This is a genomic window from Streptomyces sennicomposti, from assembly GCF_019890635.1.
GTDB classification, from domain to species: domain Bacteria; phylum Actinomycetota; class Actinomycetes; order Streptomycetales; family Streptomycetaceae; genus Streptomyces; species Streptomyces sennicomposti.
Window position 1 is genome coordinate 72,299 of the sequence record NZ_JAIOAB010000010.1, and the last position, 18,982, is coordinate 91,280.

Annotated in this window: 19 protein-coding genes; 15 read left to right on the top strand and 4 right to left on the bottom strand. The window is 71.9% G+C overall.

What is annotated here, in order from left to right; translation table 11 throughout:
* Positions 1–86: 86 nt before the first annotated feature.
* On the top strand, positions 87–695 hold the full coding sequence (locus K7787_RS08795) for a TetR/AcrR family transcriptional regulator (RefSeq protein WP_009193109.1): 609 nt from the start codon (positions 87–89) through the stop codon (positions 693–695).
* A gap of 24 nt (positions 696–719) precedes the next feature.
* On the opposite strand, the gene K7787_RS08800 is transcribed toward K7787_RS08795, so the two are convergent.
* Both K7787_RS08800 and K7787_RS08805 read right to left on the bottom strand, forming a co-directional pair.
* Positions 720–1,091: a type 2 periplasmic-binding domain-containing protein gene (locus K7787_RS08800; RefSeq protein ID WP_247720691.1), complete on the bottom strand. Its 372-nt coding sequence runs from the start codon at positions 1,089–1,091 to the stop codon at positions 720–722.
* 55 nt (positions 1,092–1,146) lie between these two features.
* Positions 1,147–1,308: a hypothetical protein gene (locus tag K7787_RS08805; RefSeq protein WP_223001070.1), complete on the bottom strand. Its 162-nt coding sequence runs from the start codon at positions 1,306–1,308 to the stop codon at positions 1,147–1,149.
* Positions 1,309–1,589: 281 nt separating this feature from the next.
* On the opposite strand from K7787_RS08805, the gene K7787_RS08810 reads away from it, so the two are divergent.
* The 7 genes from K7787_RS08810 (at position 1,590) to K7787_RS08840 (ending at position 9,605) form a co-directional block, all read left to right on the top strand.
* The gene (locus tag K7787_RS08810; protein WP_223001031.1) at positions 1,590–2,564 is read left to right on the top strand and encodes a phosphotriesterase family protein; all 975 of its coding nucleotides are present in this window, start codon (positions 1,590–1,592) and stop codon (positions 2,562–2,564) included.
* Positions 2,565–2,612: 48 nt separating this feature from the next.
* Positions 2,613–3,569: a phosphotriesterase family protein gene (locus K7787_RS08815; RefSeq protein WP_223001032.1), complete on the top strand. Its 957-nt coding sequence runs from the start codon at positions 2,613–2,615 to the stop codon at positions 3,567–3,569.
* Positions 3,570–3,581: 12 nt separating this feature from the next.
* On the top strand, positions 3,582–4,697 hold the full coding sequence (locus K7787_RS08820) for an FAD-dependent oxidoreductase (protein ID WP_009193113.1): 1,116 nt from the start codon (positions 3,582–3,584) through the stop codon (positions 4,695–4,697).
* A 5-nt stretch (positions 4,698–4,702) separates the two neighbouring features.
* Positions 4,703–5,626 carry an alpha/beta hydrolase gene (locus tag K7787_RS08825; RefSeq protein ID WP_223001033.1) on the top strand — a complete coding sequence of 308 codons (924 nt, stop codon included), beginning with the start codon at positions 4,703–4,705 and terminating at the stop codon, positions 5,624–5,626.
* 37 nt (positions 5,627–5,663) lie between these two features.
* Positions 5,664–6,623 carry an MBL fold metallo-hydrolase gene (locus tag K7787_RS08830; protein WP_223001034.1) on the top strand — a complete coding sequence of 320 codons (960 nt, stop codon included), beginning with the start codon at positions 5,664–5,666 and terminating at the stop codon, positions 6,621–6,623.
* Positions 6,620–8,371, top strand: coding sequence for a CocE/NonD family hydrolase (locus tag K7787_RS08835; protein ID WP_223001035.1), 1,752 nt, complete (start codon positions 6,620–6,622; stop codon positions 8,369–8,371). The genes K7787_RS08830 and K7787_RS08835 overlap by 4 nt, the downstream gene beginning before the upstream one ends.
* 406 nt (positions 8,372–8,777) lie before the next feature.
* The gene (locus tag K7787_RS08840) at positions 8,778–9,605 is read left to right on the top strand and encodes a sugar ABC transporter substrate-binding protein (protein WP_231574265.1); all 828 of its coding nucleotides are present in this window, start codon (positions 8,778–8,780) and stop codon (positions 9,603–9,605) included.
* A 51-nt stretch (positions 9,606–9,656) separates the two neighbouring features.
* Here the strand turns inward: K7787_RS08840 and K7787_RS08845 are convergent, their stop codons facing one another.
* Both K7787_RS08845 and K7787_RS08850 read right to left on the bottom strand, forming a co-directional pair.
* On the bottom strand, positions 9,657–10,139 hold the full coding sequence (locus K7787_RS08845; protein ID WP_009193118.1) for a MarR family winged helix-turn-helix transcriptional regulator: 483 nt from the start codon (positions 10,137–10,139) through the stop codon (positions 9,657–9,659).
* Positions 10,140–10,307: 168 nt separating this feature from the next.
* A complete protein-coding gene (locus K7787_RS08850; RefSeq protein ID WP_164388950.1) occupies positions 10,308–10,712 on the bottom strand; it encodes a cupin domain-containing protein in 405 nt (134 codons plus the stop codon).
* 256 nt (positions 10,713–10,968) lie between these two features.
* Between K7787_RS08850 and K7787_RS08855 the strand changes: the two genes are divergently transcribed.
* The 7 genes from K7787_RS08855 (at position 10,969) to K7787_RS08885 (ending at position 18,982) form a co-directional block, all read left to right on the top strand.
* Complete coding sequence (locus tag K7787_RS08855; RefSeq protein WP_009193120.1) at positions 10,969–11,538, top strand: carboxymuconolactone decarboxylase family protein; 570 nt, start codon at positions 10,969–10,971, stop codon at positions 11,536–11,538.
* 83 nt (positions 11,539–11,621) lie between these two features.
* Complete coding sequence (locus K7787_RS32245; RefSeq protein WP_308036313.1) at positions 11,622–13,091, top strand: sugar ABC transporter ATP-binding protein; 1,470 nt, start codon at positions 11,622–11,624, stop codon at positions 13,089–13,091.
* Positions 13,088–14,110 carry an ABC transporter permease gene (locus K7787_RS08865; protein WP_223001036.1) on the top strand — a complete coding sequence of 341 codons (1,023 nt, stop codon included), beginning with the start codon at positions 13,088–13,090 and terminating at the stop codon, positions 14,108–14,110. Before K7787_RS32245 ends, K7787_RS08865 begins: the two co-directional genes overlap by 4 nt.
* A 157-nt stretch (positions 14,111–14,267) precedes the next feature.
* The gene (locus K7787_RS08870; RefSeq protein WP_164388952.1) at positions 14,268–15,218 is read left to right on the top strand and encodes a sugar ABC transporter substrate-binding protein; all 951 of its coding nucleotides are present in this window, start codon (positions 14,268–14,270) and stop codon (positions 15,216–15,218) included.
* A gap of 199 nt (positions 15,219–15,417) precedes the next feature.
* The gene (locus K7787_RS08875; RefSeq protein ID WP_223001037.1) at positions 15,418–16,329 is read left to right on the top strand and encodes a LysR family transcriptional regulator; all 912 of its coding nucleotides are present in this window, start codon (positions 15,418–15,420) and stop codon (positions 16,327–16,329) included.
* Positions 16,330–16,464: 135 nt separating this feature from the next.
* Positions 16,465–17,382, top strand: coding sequence for a VOC family protein (locus K7787_RS08880; protein ID WP_223001038.1), 918 nt, complete (start codon positions 16,465–16,467; stop codon positions 17,380–17,382).
* Between the two features lie 151 nt (positions 17,383–17,533).
* On the top strand, positions 17,534–18,982 hold the full coding sequence (locus K7787_RS08885; RefSeq protein WP_223001039.1) for an NAD-dependent succinate-semialdehyde dehydrogenase: 1,449 nt from the start codon (positions 17,534–17,536) through the stop codon (positions 18,980–18,982).

The following is an 18,982-nucleotide window of genomic DNA, read 5'->3' on the forward strand; positions in this document are numbered from 1 at the left end:
CGCCGGCCCGTCCGGCGCTTTACACGGCGTTCGCGGGAGATCCGGTCCGTACAGCGGGTGCGCGGCGGGGCACTAGGATCTCCCGCATGGCGAACCTTCGACAGGCGCAGAAGCAGATGACGCGCCGCCTCCTGCTGGAATCCGGCCTCGAACTGTTCACCACGAAGGGGTACGCCGCCACCACGGTCGACGACATCGCCACAGCCGCGGGCACGACCCGGGTGACCTTCTACGCCTACTTCCCCTCCCGCAGCGATCTGATGAAGACGCTGATCGACGAGCGGCTCAACGAGGCGCTCCAGCGCGTCCGTTCACCGGAGCACGGGTCCACGGCCCGGGACCTGGTCGCCACCGTGGCCGACGGGACGCCGGAGGCGATCGGCGCCTGGCTGCGGCGCACCGCCGACAGCTGGCCCGAGATCCGGCCGATCATCCGGGCCGGCCGGGACGCGGCGGCCGTCGATCCGGAGCTGCGCGACCTGGTGGAGCGGTGGCTGGAGGAGGCCGTCAGCGACATCGAGGACGGTCTGACCCGGGCCGGCCGTCTCGCGCCCCATCAGCGCCGCTTCCGGGGCGTGCTGGCGATGGCGGAGCTGGACTACGTCGCCCAGCACTGGGGCGACGCCGACTGGAAGCTCGACCGTGAGCAGATGCTCGACGAGCTGAGCGCCGGCTGGGTCCGGCTGTTGACCTGATCCGGGGCGCGCGGCGCGGCCGTCTCACCGCTCGGCCGCGGCCTCGCGCAGCACCTCCCGCAGCCAGGCCACGACGTGCCGGTCGGCCTGCCGGGGGTTCCGCACCACGTCGACTCCGAGTCCGGGCAGCGGGAACGGGAACTCCTCGATCGGCGGGTCGGCGAGGGTGCGCAGGGTGGCCGCGACCCGGTAGCGCAGCAGAGCGACGCCGCCGGCGCGGGCCACGTGGAAGGGCACCAGCGGGAAGTCGGAGATCCGCAGCCCGACGCGGTGGGGGACGCCCTCGTCCTCCGGCACCGGGAAGACCCGCCGGTCGGTGTCGACCACGACGTGCGGCTCGGTGGTGAGCAGGTCGAGCGCGCTCGCCCGCGGCGGCGTGTCCGGTGAGGCCACCACACAACGTCGTCGTACAGCCGTTCGCGCGGATACGGCGAGGAGTGCCCCTCGGAGATCAGCCCGGCGTCGACGCGGAGCACCAGGCGTACGGCTCGCCGGCGACCAGGGCGTCCGCCTCCGCGGCGATCCGGCCCTTCAGCCCGCGCAGGGCGCGGGGCGAGAGGTTCGCGGTGAGGGCGGCGCGCAGCCGGGTGTGCGCGGGCACATGCCGCGACATGCGCGGTGTGCATGTCGTCCCGGCCGCTGCCCGCACGCCGTCCCCTGCCACATCCGCCGCTGCCCGCACGTGGCCCCCCGCCGCCCCGACGGCTGTCCGCACGCTGCCCCCGCCGCCCCGGCCGCTCGTTCCGCGTTGCTCCGATTCCCGCCCCTCGCGCAACTACTGGTCCATTGTTTTTTCGTGGTGTTCGTTTCATTGACGTCATGTAAACCGAATGGCTACCGTGACGGGAGCCACAGGGTGCACCGCGGCACCCCAACCGGACACGTGAGGCAGGCATGAGCGTGAAGAGCACCACCGTGAACACCGTCCTGGGCCCGGTGCCGGCCGATGAGCTGGGCGTCGTCTCCGTCCACGAGGCGCTGCTGTCGGTGTTCCCGGGCGCCGAGCACGCCTTCGACATCGCTCTCGACCGCGCCGAGATCTTCGAGACGCTCGCCGCGAAGCTGCGCGACTTCCGCGCACACGGCGGCGGCACGATCGTCGACGGCACCGGCATGTTCCACGGCCGCGACGTCCGGCTGTACGAGGCCCTGTCCCGCACGACCGGCGTGCACATCGTCGCCTCGACCGGCCAGGGACCCGAGGAACTCCTCGGCGGCTACTTCCTCACCCCGCAGACCAACCCGCCGACCCCGTGGCCGGCCGAGAAGTTCGCCGACCTGTTCACCCGGGAGATCACCGAGGGCATGGTGGTCCCGCGCGTGGAGCGCCGCGGCCCGGCCGGACTGGTCACCACCGCGGTCACCCGCGCGGGCATGACCGCCACCGACGAGAGCCTGCTGCGCGGCGCGGCCCGCGCCGCCCTCGCCACCGGCACGGCCCTCTCCTTCCGGTACGGCGCCGACGCCGCGGGCGAACTCGACGTCGTCCTGGACGAGAAGCTGCCGGCCGACCGCGTGGCCGTCGGCGGCCTGGACCGCAAGGACGCCGTCGCCGCCGGCGTTCCCGAGAAGATCGCCGGCCGCGGCGCCCGCGTCGTCCTCGACCACGTCGGCGCCGAGGACGACGCGCACCTCACCGACGCCGAGCGCGCCGCCCTGGTCGCCGGCCTCGTGCGCGCCGGGCACACCGACCGGATCCTGCTCTCCGTCGGCGCGACCGGCGTGGCCAAGGGGCACCCCGCGAACGACCTGCCGTACAGCCATGTGCTCACCGCCTTCGTGCCGCTGCTGAGGGCGCACGGCGTCGGCGACGGCGAGGTGCGGCGCATGCTCGAGGCCAACCCGCGCGACCTGCTCGCGGTGCGCTGACCACGCGGCTCGAACCGTCCGTCAAGAACTCTTCCGAAGGTGAATGTTGTGTCGCGAGTGAACACCGTCCTGGGGCCGATCCCCGCCGAGGAACTGGGCTTCGTGGCGATCCACGAGCACATCGGCTACGGCATGCCCGGCTCCGAGCTGGACACGCGGTGGTGGAAGACCCCCGAGCAGCGCTACGAGGAGACCGTCCCGAAGCTGCGCCGCTTCCACGAGCTGGGCGGCGGCGCCTTCGTCGACGCGACCGGCATCTGCAACGGCCGTGACGTCGACCACTACAAGTCGCTGTCGGCGAAGACCGGCGTCCACATCGTCGCCTGCACCGGCTTCGTCGGCGGCGACACCGCCCTGCCGCACTTCGCCCGGGCCGACGTCGACTACCTGACCCGGCAGTTCGTCCACGAGATCACCGTCGGCATCGGCGGCACCGGCAGCCTCGCCGGCGTGATCAAGGTCGGCGTGAGCCGGGGCGGCCGCATGACCGACCTGGACAAGCGCATCTACCGCGCCGCCGCCCGCGCAGCCCTCGCCACGGGCGTGCCGATCCTGACCCACCTCGCGATCGACGCCGAGAACGCCGTCGCGATCTTCGACGAAGAGGGACTGCCCCTGGACCGCGTCCTGTTCGGGCACGTCGACGACGGCGTGAACGCGGACAAGACCCGTGACGTCTGGATCGCCGAGCAGGGCGGGCGCATCGGCTTCGACACCTTCGGCTACGAGACCGAGCTGCCCGACCCGCCGTTCTGGGCCCGCCCCCGCCAGGAGCGCCTCGACCACTTCCTGCGCTTCGTCGACGGCGGCCGCCGCATCCGGCAGGTGCTCGCCTCCGCCGACGCCAACTGCTCCCCGCTGGGCTGGCCCGGAGTCAAGGGCCACACCGTCAACTACCTCTTCGACCAGCTCGTCCCCGACCTGCGCGCCGCCGGCCTCGACGAGGCGGCCATCCGGACGATCTTCGTCACGAACCCCGCCGAATTCCTGACCCTCCAGAAGTAAGCGAGACCCACCATGCAGTCCTCGGACCTGAAAGACCTGAAGATCGCGATCGTCGGAGCGGGGTACGGCGGCGCGGCCGCGGCCAAGGCCCTCAGCCTGCTCGGTGCGGACGTCACCGTCTACGAGCAGGCGAACGCGATCCGGGAGGTGGGCGCGGGCATCGGCCTGCGGCCGGCCACCATGAACCGCTTCCGCCAGTGGGGGATCTCCGACGCGATCGCCCGGGTCAGCTCGCCCAGCGAGTACTTCGAGATCCTCACCGCCACCGGCGACCCGATCATGAAGGAGACATGGCCGGCCGACGGCGAGCAGACCCACACGCACCTGATCCACCGCGGCGACTTCATCGAGGCCCTGCTCGGCGTGCTGCCCGAGGGCATGGTGCGCCTCGGCCACCGGCTGGAGTCCGTCGAGGACAAGGGCGACAGCTCCGTGCTGACCTTCGCGGGCGGCACGACCGCCGAGGCGGACCTCGTCGTCGGCGCCGACGGCATCAAGTCGGTCGTGCGCCGGCAGCTGTTCAGCGACAAGGGCCCGGTGTTCTCCGGCGAGCACGCCTACCGCGCCGTCATCTCCGTGGCCGACGCCCACGGCATGGTCACCGACGACAACCTGCGCATGTACATCGGCCGCGGCACGAAGATCTACCTGCTGCCGCTGCGCCACCGTGACCAGGTGTCCTTCGACATCACCGCCCTGTGCCCGGACGGCGCCTGGACGCCGCAGGTCACCAAGGAGGACATGCTGCGCACGGTCGAGGGCTTCGACGAGCGCCTGGTGGACATCACCCGCGGCCTCGACATGGACACCGTCAACATCCGGGCCGTCTACGACATCGACCCGGTCGACACCTGGCACTCCGACTCCGTCGTCCTCGTCGGCGACGCCGCGCACTCGATGCTCCACCACCAGGGCCAGGGCGCCAACTCCGCCATCGAGGACGCCGGCGCCCTGGCCGACGCCCTGCGCGAGGCGGACTCCGTGCGGCAGGGCCTCGCCCTGTACCAGGCCACCCGCAAGCCGGTGACCGACAGGCTCCAGGCCATCTCGCGGCAGGGCTGGACCGAGGACGAGATCAACGACGTCTTCCCCGGCCAGAAGTCCGCGGCCGCCACGGCGGGGGAGTGAGGACCATGCCGCTGCACCCCGAGATCGCCACGTTCCTCACCACCCTCCCGCCCGCGCCCGAGGGGCCGCTCGACCCGGTCGCGATGCGCGCCGCGGAAGAGGCGCACGTACCGCCCGTCGAGGACCGGCTGCCGCTGCACGCGGTGGAGGACCTGACCGCGCACACCGCCTCCGGCGACGTACCGGTACGGGTGTACACGCCCACCGCCGCGGACCGCCACGGCCTGCTCCTCTACTTCCACGGCGGCGCGTTCTTCCTCGGCAGCCTGGAGACCCACGACCACGTCGCCCGCTCGCTGGCGAAGGAGACCGGGCTCAAGGTCGTCTCCGTCGGCTACCGCCGGGCGCCCGAGGCCGCCTTCCCGGCCGGGCTCGACGACTGCTGCGCCGTGACCCGGTGGGCCGCCGAGCGGGGCGAGGACCTGGGCTGGGACGGCACGACCCTCGCCCTCGCCGGCGACAGCTCCGGCGGCACGTTCGCCGCCGCGGTCGCCGCCCGGGCGCACGACGAGGGCTTCGACCGGATCACCCACCAGATCCTCTACTACCCCTCCCTCGACCTGGACTTCGACGAGGACCGCTACGCCTCGCTGCGGGAGAACGCGGTCGGCTACGGCCTGGAGACCGCCGGTCTCAAGCCGTTCAACGCCTTCTACCTCGACAGCGGCGCCGACCCGGCCGACCCGCTGGTCTCCCCGGTCAAGCGCGAGGACCTCGGCGGGCTGCCGCCGGCCCTGATCGTCACCGCCGAGTTCGACCCGCTGCGCGACGAGGGCGAACTGTACGGCCGCCGCCTGCGGGAGGCCGGTGTGCCGGCGACGGTGAGCCGGTACGCCGGGGCCGGCCACGGGTTCGTCCAGCACTTCTCCTGGATCCCCGCCTACCACCGGGTCTTCGCCGAGACCCGCGACTTCCTCGCCCGGAGCTGAACCGGCCCCGGCCGAGCACGAGTTCGGAGAGACGACCATGACTCACGACGTCGCCGTCCACCCCCTGGTCTCGCCCTGGGGCCGGTTCGGTCTGTACAGCTTCTACATCGACGCACCCCAGCCGGCGATCGTCGACACCGGGATCGCCACCTCGCCCGCCGAGGGCATGGCCCCCGCGCTCAAGGCGCTCGGGCGCCGTATCGAGGACGTGCGCTGGATCCTGCTGACGCACGGCCACATCGACCACGTCGGCGGGGCGTACGCCCTGTGGGAACGCACCGGCCGACGGGCGCGCGTGGTGATCCACGAGGCCGACGCGCCGATGCTCCGCTCCCGGCGGGCACACGTCGAGGAGTACCGCGCCGGACGCGGCCCGTACCTGCGCGACCCCGAGGGCGAGGCCAAGGTGGCGCGTGCGGCGGACGCCGTCATCTCCGGGGAGATGGAACCCACCCTGCTCGTCCGGGGCGGGGAGACCCTGTCCCTCGGTGGCGACGTCACCGTGTCGGTGCACGCGATTGCCGGGCACACCCCGGGATCGGTCGCCTACGTGCTCGACGGACAGCGCGCGGCCTTCGTCGGCGACGCCGTACAGGTGCACGGCGCGGCCAACGGCTTCCCCGGCTACACCGATCCGGCCGCCTACCGGGCCGGACTGGAGCACCTGCGCGACCGGGTCCGCCCGCGCCGCCTCTACCTCGGGCACCCCTACCGGCGGGCCGACGGCACCCCGTACGGCGTCGAACTCGACGAGGCGCAGGCCCGGGAGGCCATCGACCAGAGCCTCGCCGCCGAGGACCGCGTCGCCGCCGCGGCCTGCCGCTGCCTCGAGGCCGGCCTGACGGAGACGGACTCCCCGTACTCGCCCTTCGCCCCGGCCGCCGAGGCTCTCGGCTACACCGGCGACCCCACGCTGGAGCCGTCGCCGTTCTTCACCTCGATGCACGCCTACCGCACGCGTGCCCGAACGCGTCACACAGGAGCTGCGCAGACATGACCGACCTTCACACGATCCGGGCGGGCGAGCAGACCATCGCCGTCCGCAAGGACCTCCGCGTCCCGATGCGCGACGGCGTCACCCTGGCCGCCGACACCTACAGCCCCGTGGACGACACCCCGCGCCCGGCGCTCGTCGCCCTGAGCCCCTACGGCAAGGAACTCCAGGCCCTCGCCCTCACCACGCCCCCGCAGCGCCGGCCGAGCCCCATGTGGGACGGCTGCATCGAGGCGGGCGACATCGCGCGCGTCGTCCAGGAGGGCTACGTCCACGTCATCGGCGACCTGCGCGGCTCCGGCGCCTCCGAGGGCGAGCACATCGGCAACTACAACGCCGGCGGGGTGCCGCTCGGGCAGGACGCCTACGACTTCATCGAATGGGTCGCCGCGCAGCCGTGGTGCGACGGCAACGTCGGCATGATCGGCATCTCCTACTTCGGCTCGATGCAGGTCCTGGCGGCGGCCGAACGCCCGCCGAGCCTGAAGGCGATCTTCGTCAGCGGCGGCCACTACGACTTCTACGAGACGACGTACCACGGCGGCGTCATGTGGTTCATGCCGCGCGCCGCCCGCGAGGGCCGCGGCGGCGACTCCGGCTGGGCGTTCACCGACGGCGTCAAGTCCCGCATGCTGCAGACGTACTCGCCCGAGGAGATCGGCAAGCGGGTCGCCGAGCGGCTGACGGACCCGGACGTGGCCGCCTGGCCCAACCTCGTCCATGTGCTCACCTACCCGAAGAACCACGAGGCCTGGTTCGACATCGTCATGAACGAGGTCGACGGCGACTGGTACGAGGAGCGCAACCCGATCACCCTCGCGCCGGCCATCGACATCCCCGTCTGGCTCCAGATCGACCAGGGCCGCGGCTGGACCATGGACGGCACCATCGAGCTGTACAAGGCGCTGAAGGGCCCGAAGAAGCTCGACATCGGCCCCTACCCGCCCATGCAGTCGCGCCCCTTCGTCGAGGAGCACGACAAGATGTTCCGCTGGTACGAGTACTGGCTCAAGGGCATCGACAACGGCGTCATGGACGAGCCGCCCGTCACCGTCCACGTCGAGGGCTCCCGCGCGACCGTCACCGGCGCGCAGTGGCCCCCGAAGGACGTCGAGTTCCGCTCGCTGTACTTCCGGCCGCGCCGCGGGCTCAGCTTCGAACCCGAGCTGATGGGCGCCGAACACGCCGCCCCCGACGGCTTCTACCAGGCGCCGCTGACGGTCACCGACAAGGTGGAGATCCTCAGCTGGTCCACCGCCCCCTTCACCGAGCCGACCGAGATGATCGGACAGGGCGCGGCACACCTGTTCGCCGAGATCGACCAGCCGGACACCAACTTCATCCTGCGCCTGTGGGACGAGGCCCCGACCGGAAGGCGGCAGCTCGTCACCACCGCCTACCTCAAGGCCTCGCACCGCGAACTGGACGAGGAACGCACCACCGAGGGCGACCCGCACCACCCGCACACCCGCGCGGTGCCGGTCGAGCCGGGGACGATCGAGGAATACGTGCTGCGGATCTACCCCTTCGCGGCGACGTTCCTGCCGGGGCACCGGCTGGTGGTGGAGCTGTCCAACGACGAGCCGCTCGCCGACGAGCACAACGCGCTGCTGCCGCCGGACGCCTTCCACCTGCCGGTGGGCCGGCCCGTCACCCACAAGATCTACCGGGACGCCGCGCACCCCTCCCGCCTGGTGCTGCCGTTCGCGACGACACGGGCAGGGGACGCGACAGGGGACACGACACGGTAGAGGCGCGGGACACGGAGCAGGACGACGGCCGGCGCGCCCCAGGGGGCGCACCGGCCGTCGTGGGCGCCGTCGCGTGGACGATCCGGCGCCTCGGGCGCCACCCGCCGGACCCCGCGTCCGGCACGGTGCGCGATCACGTCCCGCGCACGGGCAGGGGCGCACGGCGCGCATCCTTAGCTTGCGTGCCCGAGTGGATCACACGCCTCGCCGCGGCGATAGCTTCGGCCGGTCTTCACGTACGTCGCGCACCGCGCATCTCCTGGAAGGCCGCCGACCCATGTCCGGTCCTTTTCGCGTTCGAAGAACCCTGGCCGCGTCATTCCTCGTCCCCGCCCTCGGACTCGCCGGCTGCTCGCTGGCGTCGAGTTCCGGGAAGAGCCATGACGGGCCCCTGACGATCGGTTTCGTGAACGGAGGCTCGACCAAGTTCCACACGTGTCTGCGGGAGGCCGTGGAGGACGCGGCCAGAAACAACCTGGCCCGGATCCTCACCGCCGACTCTCACCAGGACGCTGCCCGGGAACGGTCCAACGTCCAGGACATGATCAAGCGCGGCGTCGACGTGATCATCCTGCAGACCGTGAACACCCAGGCCCTCCAACGCGATATCGCCGAGGCCAAGAGCGCCGGCGTTCCGGTCTTCCTGACCTCGGTCGAGGCGGACCCGGACGACATACTGGGAGCCGTCGTGGTCGACCTGAAAGCCGTCGGCAAGCTCGACGCCGACTGGATCGGCGACGACGCGTCGGGCCGCGACGCCGAGGTCGGCGTGATAGCCGGAGCCCCCGGCCCCGCCTCCGACCTCCTCGTCGACGGCTTCACCGAGGCCCTTCCGCCCACGGCGCGGGTGGTCGACAACCGGCCCGGCATGTTCGACGCCGCCACGGCACAGCGCGCCGCGGCGGCCATGATCCGGGCCCACCCCGGCCTGGACTACGCCTTCGTCGCCAACGAGGAGATGGCCTTCGCCGCACGCAAGGCCTTCGACGCCGCCGGCGCACACGTGCGCATCGTCACGGTGAACGGCACCGACGAAGCCCTGGCCGCTCTCAAGGACGGGCGTTTCGCGGCGACGGTCTCCAACTCCGCGGCGGACACCGGTGCGTTGGCGGTGAAGAACGTCATCTCGCTCATGCGCCACGAGAAGACCGAACAGATCGACCACACCCCGATCCGCCTCATCACCAAGGAGAACGCCGACACGGCGCCGTTGTACTGCCCGTCGCGGAGGTAGGTGTTCGACCACGGCTTCCGGGGACGGTCCGCGGCCGCCGGCCGCGAGTCGTCACGGAGCGGTGCCGTGCGCGTCCCGGCCGTCGGCGGCTTTCCCCTCGGCGGGCGGAACCAGACGTTCGAGCAGCATCACGGCGGCCCCGAGCATCACCTTCTCGGCGTCCGAGAAGTCGGCCAGACGCGTCAGGAAGAACGCGTCCGTGCGCTCCGAGGTGGCGGCGAGGACCTTCTTGCCCTGGGGCGTCAGGGCCACCAGGAGCGAGCGGCCGTCGTGCGCGTCGGGTGTGACGCAGACCAGTCCGTCCGCGGAAAGATTGCTCACGATGCGGGTGACCGAGGACTTGCTGACCTTCTCCAGGCGGGCGAGGTCGGTCATCCGCAGGGGACCGAACATGTCGACCGTCCACAGGGTGGAATAACGCGACGGCGTGATCGACGTCTCGGCCGCCGACGGCTCGCGCATCTGCCGCGACAGCCACATCGTGACCGCGCGCAGCCTCGCCAGGATCGCCTTGTCGTCCGGACTCGCGGCCATCGCCCGCCTCCCCTCGGCCTCGCTCCCGGACCACCTGCTCGAAGACGGCCCGGTGGTCCGCGGGAAGCTCGACTATACGACGCGTGAGCGGGACGCGCCGCAGGGCCCGGCCCCGTTCGCGCGGGGGCCGGCCGGGGCAGGCGCGGGCGGACGCCCGGCCGGGGCAACTCAGCCCATCTGGTCCTCCGCCGACAGGTGTTCCACCGTCCTGCCGGTCTCGGTGAACGTTCGCGTGACGTGCCCGGAGGAGTAGACCCACAGGATCCGCAGCGGGGTGTCGCCGACATTGCGGAACAGGTGCGGGATCGGGGAGGGCACATAGGTGGTGTCGTACCGCTGGAGCCGTGTCACCTCGCCGTCGACGACCACCTCCGCCTCGCCCTCCAGGACCGTCACGTGCTCGTCGCAGTTGTGCGAGTGCAGCGGGGCTCCGGAACCGACCGGATACACGCTCATCCCGCTGGTGATCCTGTTCTCCCCGCCCGCGGAGGACGTGGTGATCAGCGGTGTCGTCACGACGGCTCCGCCACGGTCCAGCAGGGGGACCGACGCGACCTTGATGATGGTGGGCATCTTCTGATTCCTCTTCGTTCCCGTTCGTTCCCGGCGGATTTCCCCCGTGCCGCGTCGGACGACGTTAGGTCGCGCGAGCGCGAAACGCTGCCCTGTGGCGTGCAGGTTTACCTTGCGCTCCGGGAGGGGTGTGCTCGCCGAGGGCGGCTGTACCGTCACCTGGCATCGCACGGCGATGCGACCCGTGCGGGAAACATGCCGGAAAGAAAAGGCAGGTATCAGCCAGATGAGGCTCCCCGTTCTCACCGAAGAGGAAATGGATCCGCGGCAGCGGGAACTCGCCGCCCGGATCGCGGGCAGGCGCGGCGCGGTCCGCGGCCCCTTCCGGGTCTGGCTGCACAGCCCGGAGATGTGCGAGCGCGCCGAGTCCCTCGGGGCCTTCGCCCGCTTCGACTGCTCCCTGCCGAAGCACCTGCGCGAGCTGACGCTGCTCATGGCCGCCCGCAACTGGGACGCCCAGTACTCCTGGAACGCCCACGTCCACCAGGCCGTCGAGGCCGGCATCCCCGAGGCCGCCGTCAAGGCGATCGCCGAGAAGCGCGAGGCGGTCTTCGAGGACGCCGCGGACCAGGCCTTCTACCGGTTCTGCCGGGAGATCCTCGAAGAGCACTTCGTCGCCGACGAGACCTTCGCCCGCGCCCTGGAACACTTCGGCGCCAAGGCACTGGTCGACACCATCGGCGCGCTCGGCAACTTCACCATGCTCGGCATGTGCCTGAACACCTTCCAGGTGGACCTCCAGGCGGACAAGGAGCCGCCCTTCCCCGACATCCGCGGCTACGGCCGGGTCACCGCGGACCGCGACGACGACGGGCCACGTCCGTGACCTCCCTCGAAGACCCGCGGCAGGACACCGCGGGGCCGCGAGAACCGTCAGCGGGCGACGCCCCCCGCGCCGCCGTGCTCCGTGTGCGGGGCGTCACCAAGAGCTTCGGCGGGGCCGCCGCGCTCAAAGGGGTGGACCTCGACCTCCGCCCCGGCGAGATCCACGCCCTGATGGGCATGAACGGCGCCGGCAAGTCCACCCTGGTGCAGATCGTCTCCGGTGTGCACCAGGCCGACGGCGGCACCATCGAGGTCGGCGGACGGCCGCAGCACGGCATGACCGTGCGCAAGGCCCGCCGCCTCGGCATCTCCTGCGTGCCGCAGCGCCGCGAGCTGGCCATGGGACTCACCGTCGCGGAGAACGTCATGCTCGGCGACCTGCCCGCCAAGGGCCGCATCGTGCGCTGGCGGACCGTCAGGGACGGGGCCCGCGAAGCGCTCACCGCGCTCGGCATCGACATCGACGTGGACCGCGTCGCGGGCTCGCTGACCGTCGCCGAGCAGACCATGGTCGAGGTGGCCCGGGAGGTCCGCCGAGGCGGCCGCATCCTGATCCTGGACGAGCCGACCGCCTGCCTCGGCGCCGAGGCCGCCGACCAGATCAGGGCCCTGGTGCGCACCCTCCGGGACGAGGGTGTCGCCGTCGTCTACATCTCGCACTACATCGACGAGGTCATGGCCGTCGCCGACCGCCTCACGGTGCTGCGGGACGGGGCCGTCGTACGCACCGCGCCCGCCCGCGAACTGGACCCGGCCGGCCTGGTCCGCGCCATGGTCGGACGGGACATCGTCTCCCGCCGCGCCGACCGCCCCGCCCCCGAGGACGAGCACGGGCTCGCCGTACAGGGCCTGAACGACGGACGGGCCGTACGGGACTTCTCGGTCGAGGTCCGCAAGGGCGAGATCGTCGCCGTCCTCGGCCCGGCCGGCGACGCCCAGTCCCGCCTGTTCGACCTGCTCTCCGGCCGGCGCCGCCCCGACTCCGGCACGCTGCGCGTCGACGGCAGGCCCGTCCCGTTCGGCCGGGTCCGCGCCTCGCTGACCAGCGGACTGCGCTGCGTCACCGGCGACCGCCGCGCCCTCGGCCTGGTCCCGGCGCTGTCCGTGGACGAGAACCTGATGCTGGCCGGCGACCGCTTCGCCCGGCGGCGCCTGCACCGCGTGGCCGAACTCGCCCGCCGCGCCGCGCCGCTGCGGGAGAGCTACGGCGTGGTCACCCTCGCCGGGAACCCGCCGGTCGGCTCCCTGTCGGGCGGCAACCAGCAGAAGGTGCTGCTCGCCAAGTGGCTCCAGACCGAGCCGGTCGCCTGCTTCCTGGAGGACCCCACCAACGGGGTCGACATCGCGGCCATGGCCGACATCCACGCCCTGGTCGACGAACTGGCCTCGCGCGGCGTGGCCGTACTGCTGGCCTCCTCCTCCGCCGAGGAGGTCATGCGCCTGGCCGACCGGGTGGTGGTCGTCAGCGCCGGCCGCACGGTCGCCGAGCACGCCGTCACCGACATCACCCGCGACGAACTCGTCGCCACCGCCCTCGGAGGACAACCGCAGTGAGCGTCAAGACAGTTCCCGACACCCCCGGCGTCTGCGAGCCGCCGGACCGGCCCGCCGGGCCCGCGGCCAGGCTCTCCCCGGGCCGGCTGCGCTCCGTCCCGCACGTCGGACTGATCACCGTGCTGGTCCTGGTCGTGGTGTTCACCGCGGTGCAGAGCGACACCTTCGCCACCGACCGCAACATCCTCAACGTCCTCGGCCAGATCAGCGTCAACGCCGTCCTCGCGGCCGGCCTGACCCTGCTGATGACCGCGGGCGGCATGGACTTCTCCATGGGCAGCAACGTCGCCGTCACCGCCGCGGTCGCCGCCAAGCTGATCGCCGGCGGCCATCCCACGCCGCTCGCGGTCGTCGTCGCCCTGCTGCTCGGCACCGCCCTCGGCCTGGTCAACGGGCTGGTGGTGACGTTCACCGACGTGGCGCCGTTCGTCGTCACCCTCGCCACGGCGACCCTGCTGGACGGCGTGGCGCTGCTGGTGCACGACGGGAACACCCTCTCCGTCGGCCGGCACATGTTCGCCTTCGGCAACGAGAAGGTGCTCGGCGTGCCCTGGCTGCTCGTGGTGGCCGTCCTGATCCTGGTCGCCACGGCGCTGGTCATGCGGTTCACGGTGTTCGGCCGCGACGCCTTCGCCATCGGCGGCAACGAGCACGTGGCCCGGCTCAGCGGCATCGACGTCACCGCCCGCAAGCTCACCCTCTACGGCCTCACGGGCCTGCTCTCCGGCCTCGGCGGCGTGATGCTGCTGGCCCGGCTCGGCTCCAGCAGCCCCGGCAGCACCGCCGGGCTCTCGCTCCAGCTGGCGGTCGTCGCGGCGGTCGTCATCGGCGGCACCTCGCTCGCCGGCGGCCACGGCACCGTGGTCGGCACCGCGCTCGGCCTGGTCCTGCTCGGCGTGGTCGCCAACGCGCTGAACCTGCTGGACTTCTCCAGCAACTACCAGTCCGTCTCCGTCGGCGCCGTCCTGCTGGTCGCGGCCGTCGCCAACGAGATGCACAAGGCGCGCGCCCCGCACTGACCCTCGCCCCGCCCGGATCGACACTGCCCCGCGCCCTCCCAGGGGGCCGCGAGGCCCTTGAGCACACCGTCATTCCCCCGACGTCCCGTCGCGCATGTCACGCATGTCACGCAATTCTCGCAGGTCACGCACGTCACGAAAGAAAGGCCGTCCCGCCATGAGAAGATCCTCCGCCCGCTCCCGCACCGCCCTGTTCACCGCCGCCGTCACCGGCTCGCTGGCCCTGACCGGCTGCGGCGGCGACGGCGGGGCCGGCTCCGACGGCATCGCCCTCGGCTTCGTCAACGGCGGCGACACCAGCTTCCACACCTGTCTGCAGAAGGCCGTCGAGCAGACCGCCAAGACCCAGGACGCCAAGGTCTACAGCGCGAACTCGCATCAGAACGCCGGCACCGAGCTGTCCAACATCGAGGACATGATCTCCCGCAACGTGAGCGCGCTGATCGTGCAGACGGTCAACGTCGACTCCCTCAAGGGCGACATAGCCAAGGCCAAGGCCGCCGGCGTGCCGATCTACCTGACCTCGGTGTCCACCGGCGACGTCGACGACATCCTCGGCGCCGCCGTCGTCGACCTGGGCAAGGTGGGCGCCCTGGACGCCGGCTGGGTCGCCCGGGACGCGGGTGCGAAGAAGGTCGAGGTGGGCATCGTCGCGGGCGCGCCGGGCGCCGCCTCCGACCTGCTGGTCAACGGATTCAAGAAGGCCCTGCCGGCCAACGCCGAGGTGGTCGCGAACCAGCCCGGCATGTTCAGCCCCACCAAGGCCCAGGACGTGGCGCAGAACATGATCCAGGCGCACCCGGACCTGGACTACGCCTTCGTCGCCAACGAGGAGATGGCCTTCGGCGTCCGCAAGGCGTTCGACGCCGCCGGCCACAAGGACGTCAAGATCGTCACCGTGAACGGCACCGACGAGGGGCTGGCGGCCGTCAAGAGCGGTGAGTTCTCCGCCACCGTCGCGAACTCCGCCAAGACCATCGGCGAGACCGCAGTGAAGAACTCGGTCGATCTGTTGAACGACAAGAAGGTTGACAAGATCGCCGATATTCCTCTTGTGTTGGTCACCAAGGACAATCTGAGCGAGGCTCCCCAGTACTGCCCCGAGTAGGGCCCCCACCGGGAACCGGCGCCCGTCCCGGATTGCTTCGAGCCGCACGTTCCGCCGCGCCGCCGACACGTCCTCGGCCGGCCCCCTCGCTCCGGCCCCCACCCGGGCGGGGGAGCCGCACCAGGACGCGAAGGCGCCGGGCGGACCCTTCGCTCCCGCCCCGGAGGCCGCCGGGCGGGAGCACCTTCTCGGAGGAAAAATGGATCGCTTGCTCCTCATGCACAGCTTCGTCACCGTCGCGCAGGTGGGCAGCTTCAGCGGGGCCGCGAAGAAACTCGGCTCCTCGGGCTCGCTCGTGTCGCGGCACGTGGCGGAACTGGAACGGCAGGTGGGGGTACGCCTGGTCAACCGCACCGCCCGCTCGGTGAGCCTCACCCAGCCCGGACAGCGCTACGCCGAGTTCGCCGCCCGGATCCTGGACGAGATCGAGGCCGAGGACGCGGGCATCGCCCAGCTCCACGACCGGCCCGAGGGCACGCTCAGCGTCATCTGCCCCAAGTGGATCGGCAGCCTCGACCTCGGCGACGCGATAGCCGCGTTCTCCGCGGCCCATCCCAAGATCCAGGTCAGGTTCGAACTGGGCGGCATGTCCGACCGCACCTACGACTTCCTGGACAGCGGATTCGACGTCGCCTTCCACACCCGCGACCTCAGGGACTCCAGCGTCCGGCTGAAGAAGATCTCCTCCCTGCCGTTCGTGCTGTGCGCCTCCGAGGACTACGTCGCGCGGTGCGGCGCCCTCGCACACCCCAACGACCTCGCCGCCCACGACTGCCTCGTGCACGTCAACGACCCCGTGTGGCGGATCGGCCACGGGCACGCGAGCACCCTCCACAAGATCCGTAACATCGCGTTCTCGTCGAACTCCTACATCGCCCTCCAGAAGGCCGCCGTGCACGGCCGCGGCATCGCCCTGCTGCCCCAGCGTCCCGCCTACGACGACCTGGTCTCCGGCGCCCTCCAGGTGCTGCTGCCCGACCTCGCGGTGCCCGACCGCCCGCTGTACGCCATCTACGGCCCCGGACAGGACACCCCGCGCAAGGTCAGCGTGTTCCTGGACTTCCTCGCCGAGTGGTTCTCCCAGAACCCGATTCCCGCGCTGCGCCCGTAGCGGCCCGGCACACCCCTCGGCTTCGCGGCCGGTCCCGGCCGGCAACTAAGGATTGCGCATTCCGTAGAGCTCAGGCCATTGAGCGCCTCGCCTGCGGAAACCTACGCTCGCGAGGCGAGCAGGAAACGAGGAGTCATGGGAATCCAGAGAATCGAATCGGCCACCTACAGCATCGACGACCTCGACGCATGTGTGCGGTTCTTCGACGACTTCGGGCTGTTCCAGGTGGAGCGGACCGAGGAGCACGCCGTCTTCGAGACGCTCACCGGCCAGAGCCTCCACCTCGACACCGAGCCGGGCCCGCTGCTGCCCGGGCCGGTCGAGCCCGGCCCCACGCTGCGCGAGATCGTCTGGGGCGTCGACACCCGCGAGGAACTGGAGCGGCTCGTCGCCGAGATACGCCGCGACCGCGCGGTCCGAGAGGACGCCGCCGGCGTCTTCCACACCGTCGACGAGACCGGCTTCGGCGTCGGCCTGACCCTGGCCCGCGTCAAGAACGCCGACGTCACCCCGCGGCCCGCCAACGCCCCCGGCAGCGTCGCCCGCTGGAACAAGCCGCTCGACGCCCTGACCCGGGCGTACCCGCTGCGCATGTGCCACGTCGCGCTGAACATCCCGAAGGCCGGCAAGGACGAGGCCGTCGCCTTCTACACCGGCCGGCTCGGCTTCCGCGCCGTCGACGTCGTCAAGCCCATGGGCGTCTTCATGCAGGCCCCCGGCGACGACGACCAGCACACCATGCTGCTGTGCCACCGCCCCGACAAGGCCGGCGTCAACCACATCGCCTACGAGGTGCCCGGCTTCGACGACGTGATCGAGGGCGGCAACCACATGATCGAACGGGGCTGGCGCGAAGCCCGCAAGCTCGGCCGCCACACCATCGGCTCCAACGTCTTCCGGTTCCTGCACGCCCCCTGCGGCGGCCGGGTCGAGTACGCCGCCGACATGGACCGCGTCGACGACGCCTACGAGACCCGGGTGCACGAGACCACCCCGCCGCACCACATCTGGACGCTGCGCACCCACCGCGACGCCGCCGACGCGCCGGCCTGACCCCACGCGTCCGCCCGACCCACGCGTTCGCCCGACCCACACGTCCGCCCGACCCACGCGTCCGCCCGACCCACGCGTCCGTCTGGACACCACCCACCCGCAGGCCGGCCCGCACCGCCGGCCACCCGCAGCCTGGAAAGGCACCCCAGCCATGACCATCGACCACGGCTACCCCGCCGTCCGCATGCACATCGCGGGCGAGTGGTGCCAGGGCGGCAGCGCAGAGACCGCCCCCGTGGAGAACCCGGCCACCCAGGAGACCATCGGCACCGTGGCCCTCGCCACCGCCGACGACCTGGACCGGGCGCTCGCCGCCGCCGAGAAGGGCGCCGAGGTCTGGCGCGAGACGTCGATCGCCGAGCGCACCGCGATCCTGCACGCCGCCGCCGACCTCATCGAGGAGCGCGCCGCCGAGATCGGCCGCGTCATGACCCTCGAACAGGGCAAGCCGCTCGCCGAGTCCACCGGCGAGGCCCGCCGCACCGCCGACACCCTGCGCTGGCACGCCGACGACGCCCGCCGCGCCTACGGCCGGATCATCCCCTCCGCCCCCGGCACCGTCCTCACCGTCCGCCGCGAACCCATCGGCCCGGTCGCCGCCTTCACCCCGTGGAACTTCCCGGTCGGCGGCCCCAACCGCAAGATCTCCTCCGCGCTGGCGGCCGGCTGCTCGCTGATCATCAAGGCCTCCGAGGAGACCCCGGCCACCGCCGCCGCCCTCGTCGCCTGCTACGCCGACGCGGGCCTGCCCGCCGGTGTGCTGAACCTGGTCTTCGGCGAGCCCGCCGAGGTCTCCGCCCATCTCATCGCCTCCCCGGTCACCCGGCTGATCGCCTTCACCGGCTCGGTGCCCGTCGGCAAGCTGCTGGCCGCCGAGGCCGGCCGGGTCATGAAGCCCTCCCTGATGGAACTCGGCGGTCACGCCCCCGTCGTCGTGTGCGAGGACGCCGACCCCGCGCAGGCCGCCCGCCGCGCCGCCCAGGCCAAGTTCTTCAACGCCGGCCAGGTCTGCACCTCGCCCAGCCGCTTCCTCGTCCACGAGAGCGTGATCGAGGAGTTCACCGCCGAGTTCGTCAGGGCCGCCGAGGCGATCACCGTCGGCGACGGCCTGGACCAGGGCACCCGGATGGGGCCGCTCGCCAACGAACGCCGCCTCCGGTCAATCCAGCGGCTCACCGAGGACGCCGTCGCCCGCGGCGCCAAGATCCTCACCGGCGGCGAGCGCCTCGACCGCCCCGGGTACTTCTTCGAGCCCACCGTGCTCACCGACGTACCGGACGACGCCGAGCTGCTGCAGGAGGAGCCGTTCGGACCGCTCGCCCCGATCATGCCGTTCACCGACCTGGACGAGGCCCTGCGCGTCGCCAACGCCCTGCCGTACGGCCTCGCCGCCTACGGCTTCACCAGGTCCGCCGCCACCGCCGAGAAGCTCTCGGCCGCCCTGGAGGCCGGCATCCTGTCGATCAACCACTGCGGCGGCTCCGTCCACGAGGCGCCCTCCGGCGGCGTCAAGGACAGCGGCTACGGCCGCGAGGGCGGCCCCGAGGCCCTGGACGCGTATCTGATCACCAAGCGCGTCTCACACCTGCTGGCGGGCTGA

Bases quoted from the DNA above. Each gene is read 5' to 3' on its own strand.
- K7787_RS08795 (WP_009193109.1), top strand. From the start codon at position 87: ATGGCGAACCTTCGACAGGCGCAGAAGCAGATGACGCGCCGCCTCCTG.
- K7787_RS08805 (WP_223001070.1), bottom strand. From the start codon at position 1,308: ATGTCGCGGCATGTGCCCGCGCACACCCGGCTGCGCGCCGCCCTCACC.
- K7787_RS08810 (WP_223001031.1), top strand. From the start codon at position 1,590: ATGAGCGTGAAGAGCACCACCGTGAACACCGTCCTGGGCCCGGTGCCG.
- K7787_RS08820 (WP_009193113.1), top strand. From the start codon at position 3,582: ATGCAGTCCTCGGACCTGAAAGACCTGAAGATCGCGATCGTCGGAGCG.
- K7787_RS08825 (WP_223001033.1), top strand. From the start codon at position 4,703: ATGCCGCTGCACCCCGAGATCGCCACGTTCCTCACCACCCTCCCGCCC.
- K7787_RS08830 (WP_223001034.1), top strand. From the start codon at position 5,664: ATGACTCACGACGTCGCCGTCCACCCCCTGGTCTCGCCCTGGGGCCGG.
- K7787_RS08835 (WP_223001035.1), top strand. From the start codon at position 6,620: ATGACCGACCTTCACACGATCCGGGCGGGCGAGCAGACCATCGCCGTC.
- K7787_RS08845 (WP_009193118.1), bottom strand. From the start codon at position 10,139: ATGGCCGCGAGTCCGGACGACAAGGCGATCCTGGCGAGGCTGCGCGCG.
- K7787_RS08850 (WP_164388950.1), bottom strand. From the start codon at position 10,712: ATGCCCACCATCATCAAGGTCGCGTCGGTCCCCCTGCTGGACCGTGGC.
- K7787_RS08855 (WP_009193120.1), top strand. From the start codon at position 10,969: ATGGATCCGCGGCAGCGGGAACTCGCCGCCCGGATCGCGGGCAGGCGC.
- K7787_RS08870 (WP_164388952.1), top strand. From the start codon at position 14,268: ATGAGAAGATCCTCCGCCCGCTCCCGCACCGCCCTGTTCACCGCCGCC.
- K7787_RS08875 (WP_223001037.1), top strand. From the start codon at position 15,418: ATGGATCGCTTGCTCCTCATGCACAGCTTCGTCACCGTCGCGCAGGTG.
- K7787_RS08880 (WP_223001038.1), top strand. From the start codon at position 16,465: ATGGGAATCCAGAGAATCGAATCGGCCACCTACAGCATCGACGACCTC.
- K7787_RS08885 (WP_223001039.1), top strand. From the start codon at position 17,534: ATGACCATCGACCACGGCTACCCCGCCGTCCGCATGCACATCGCGGGC.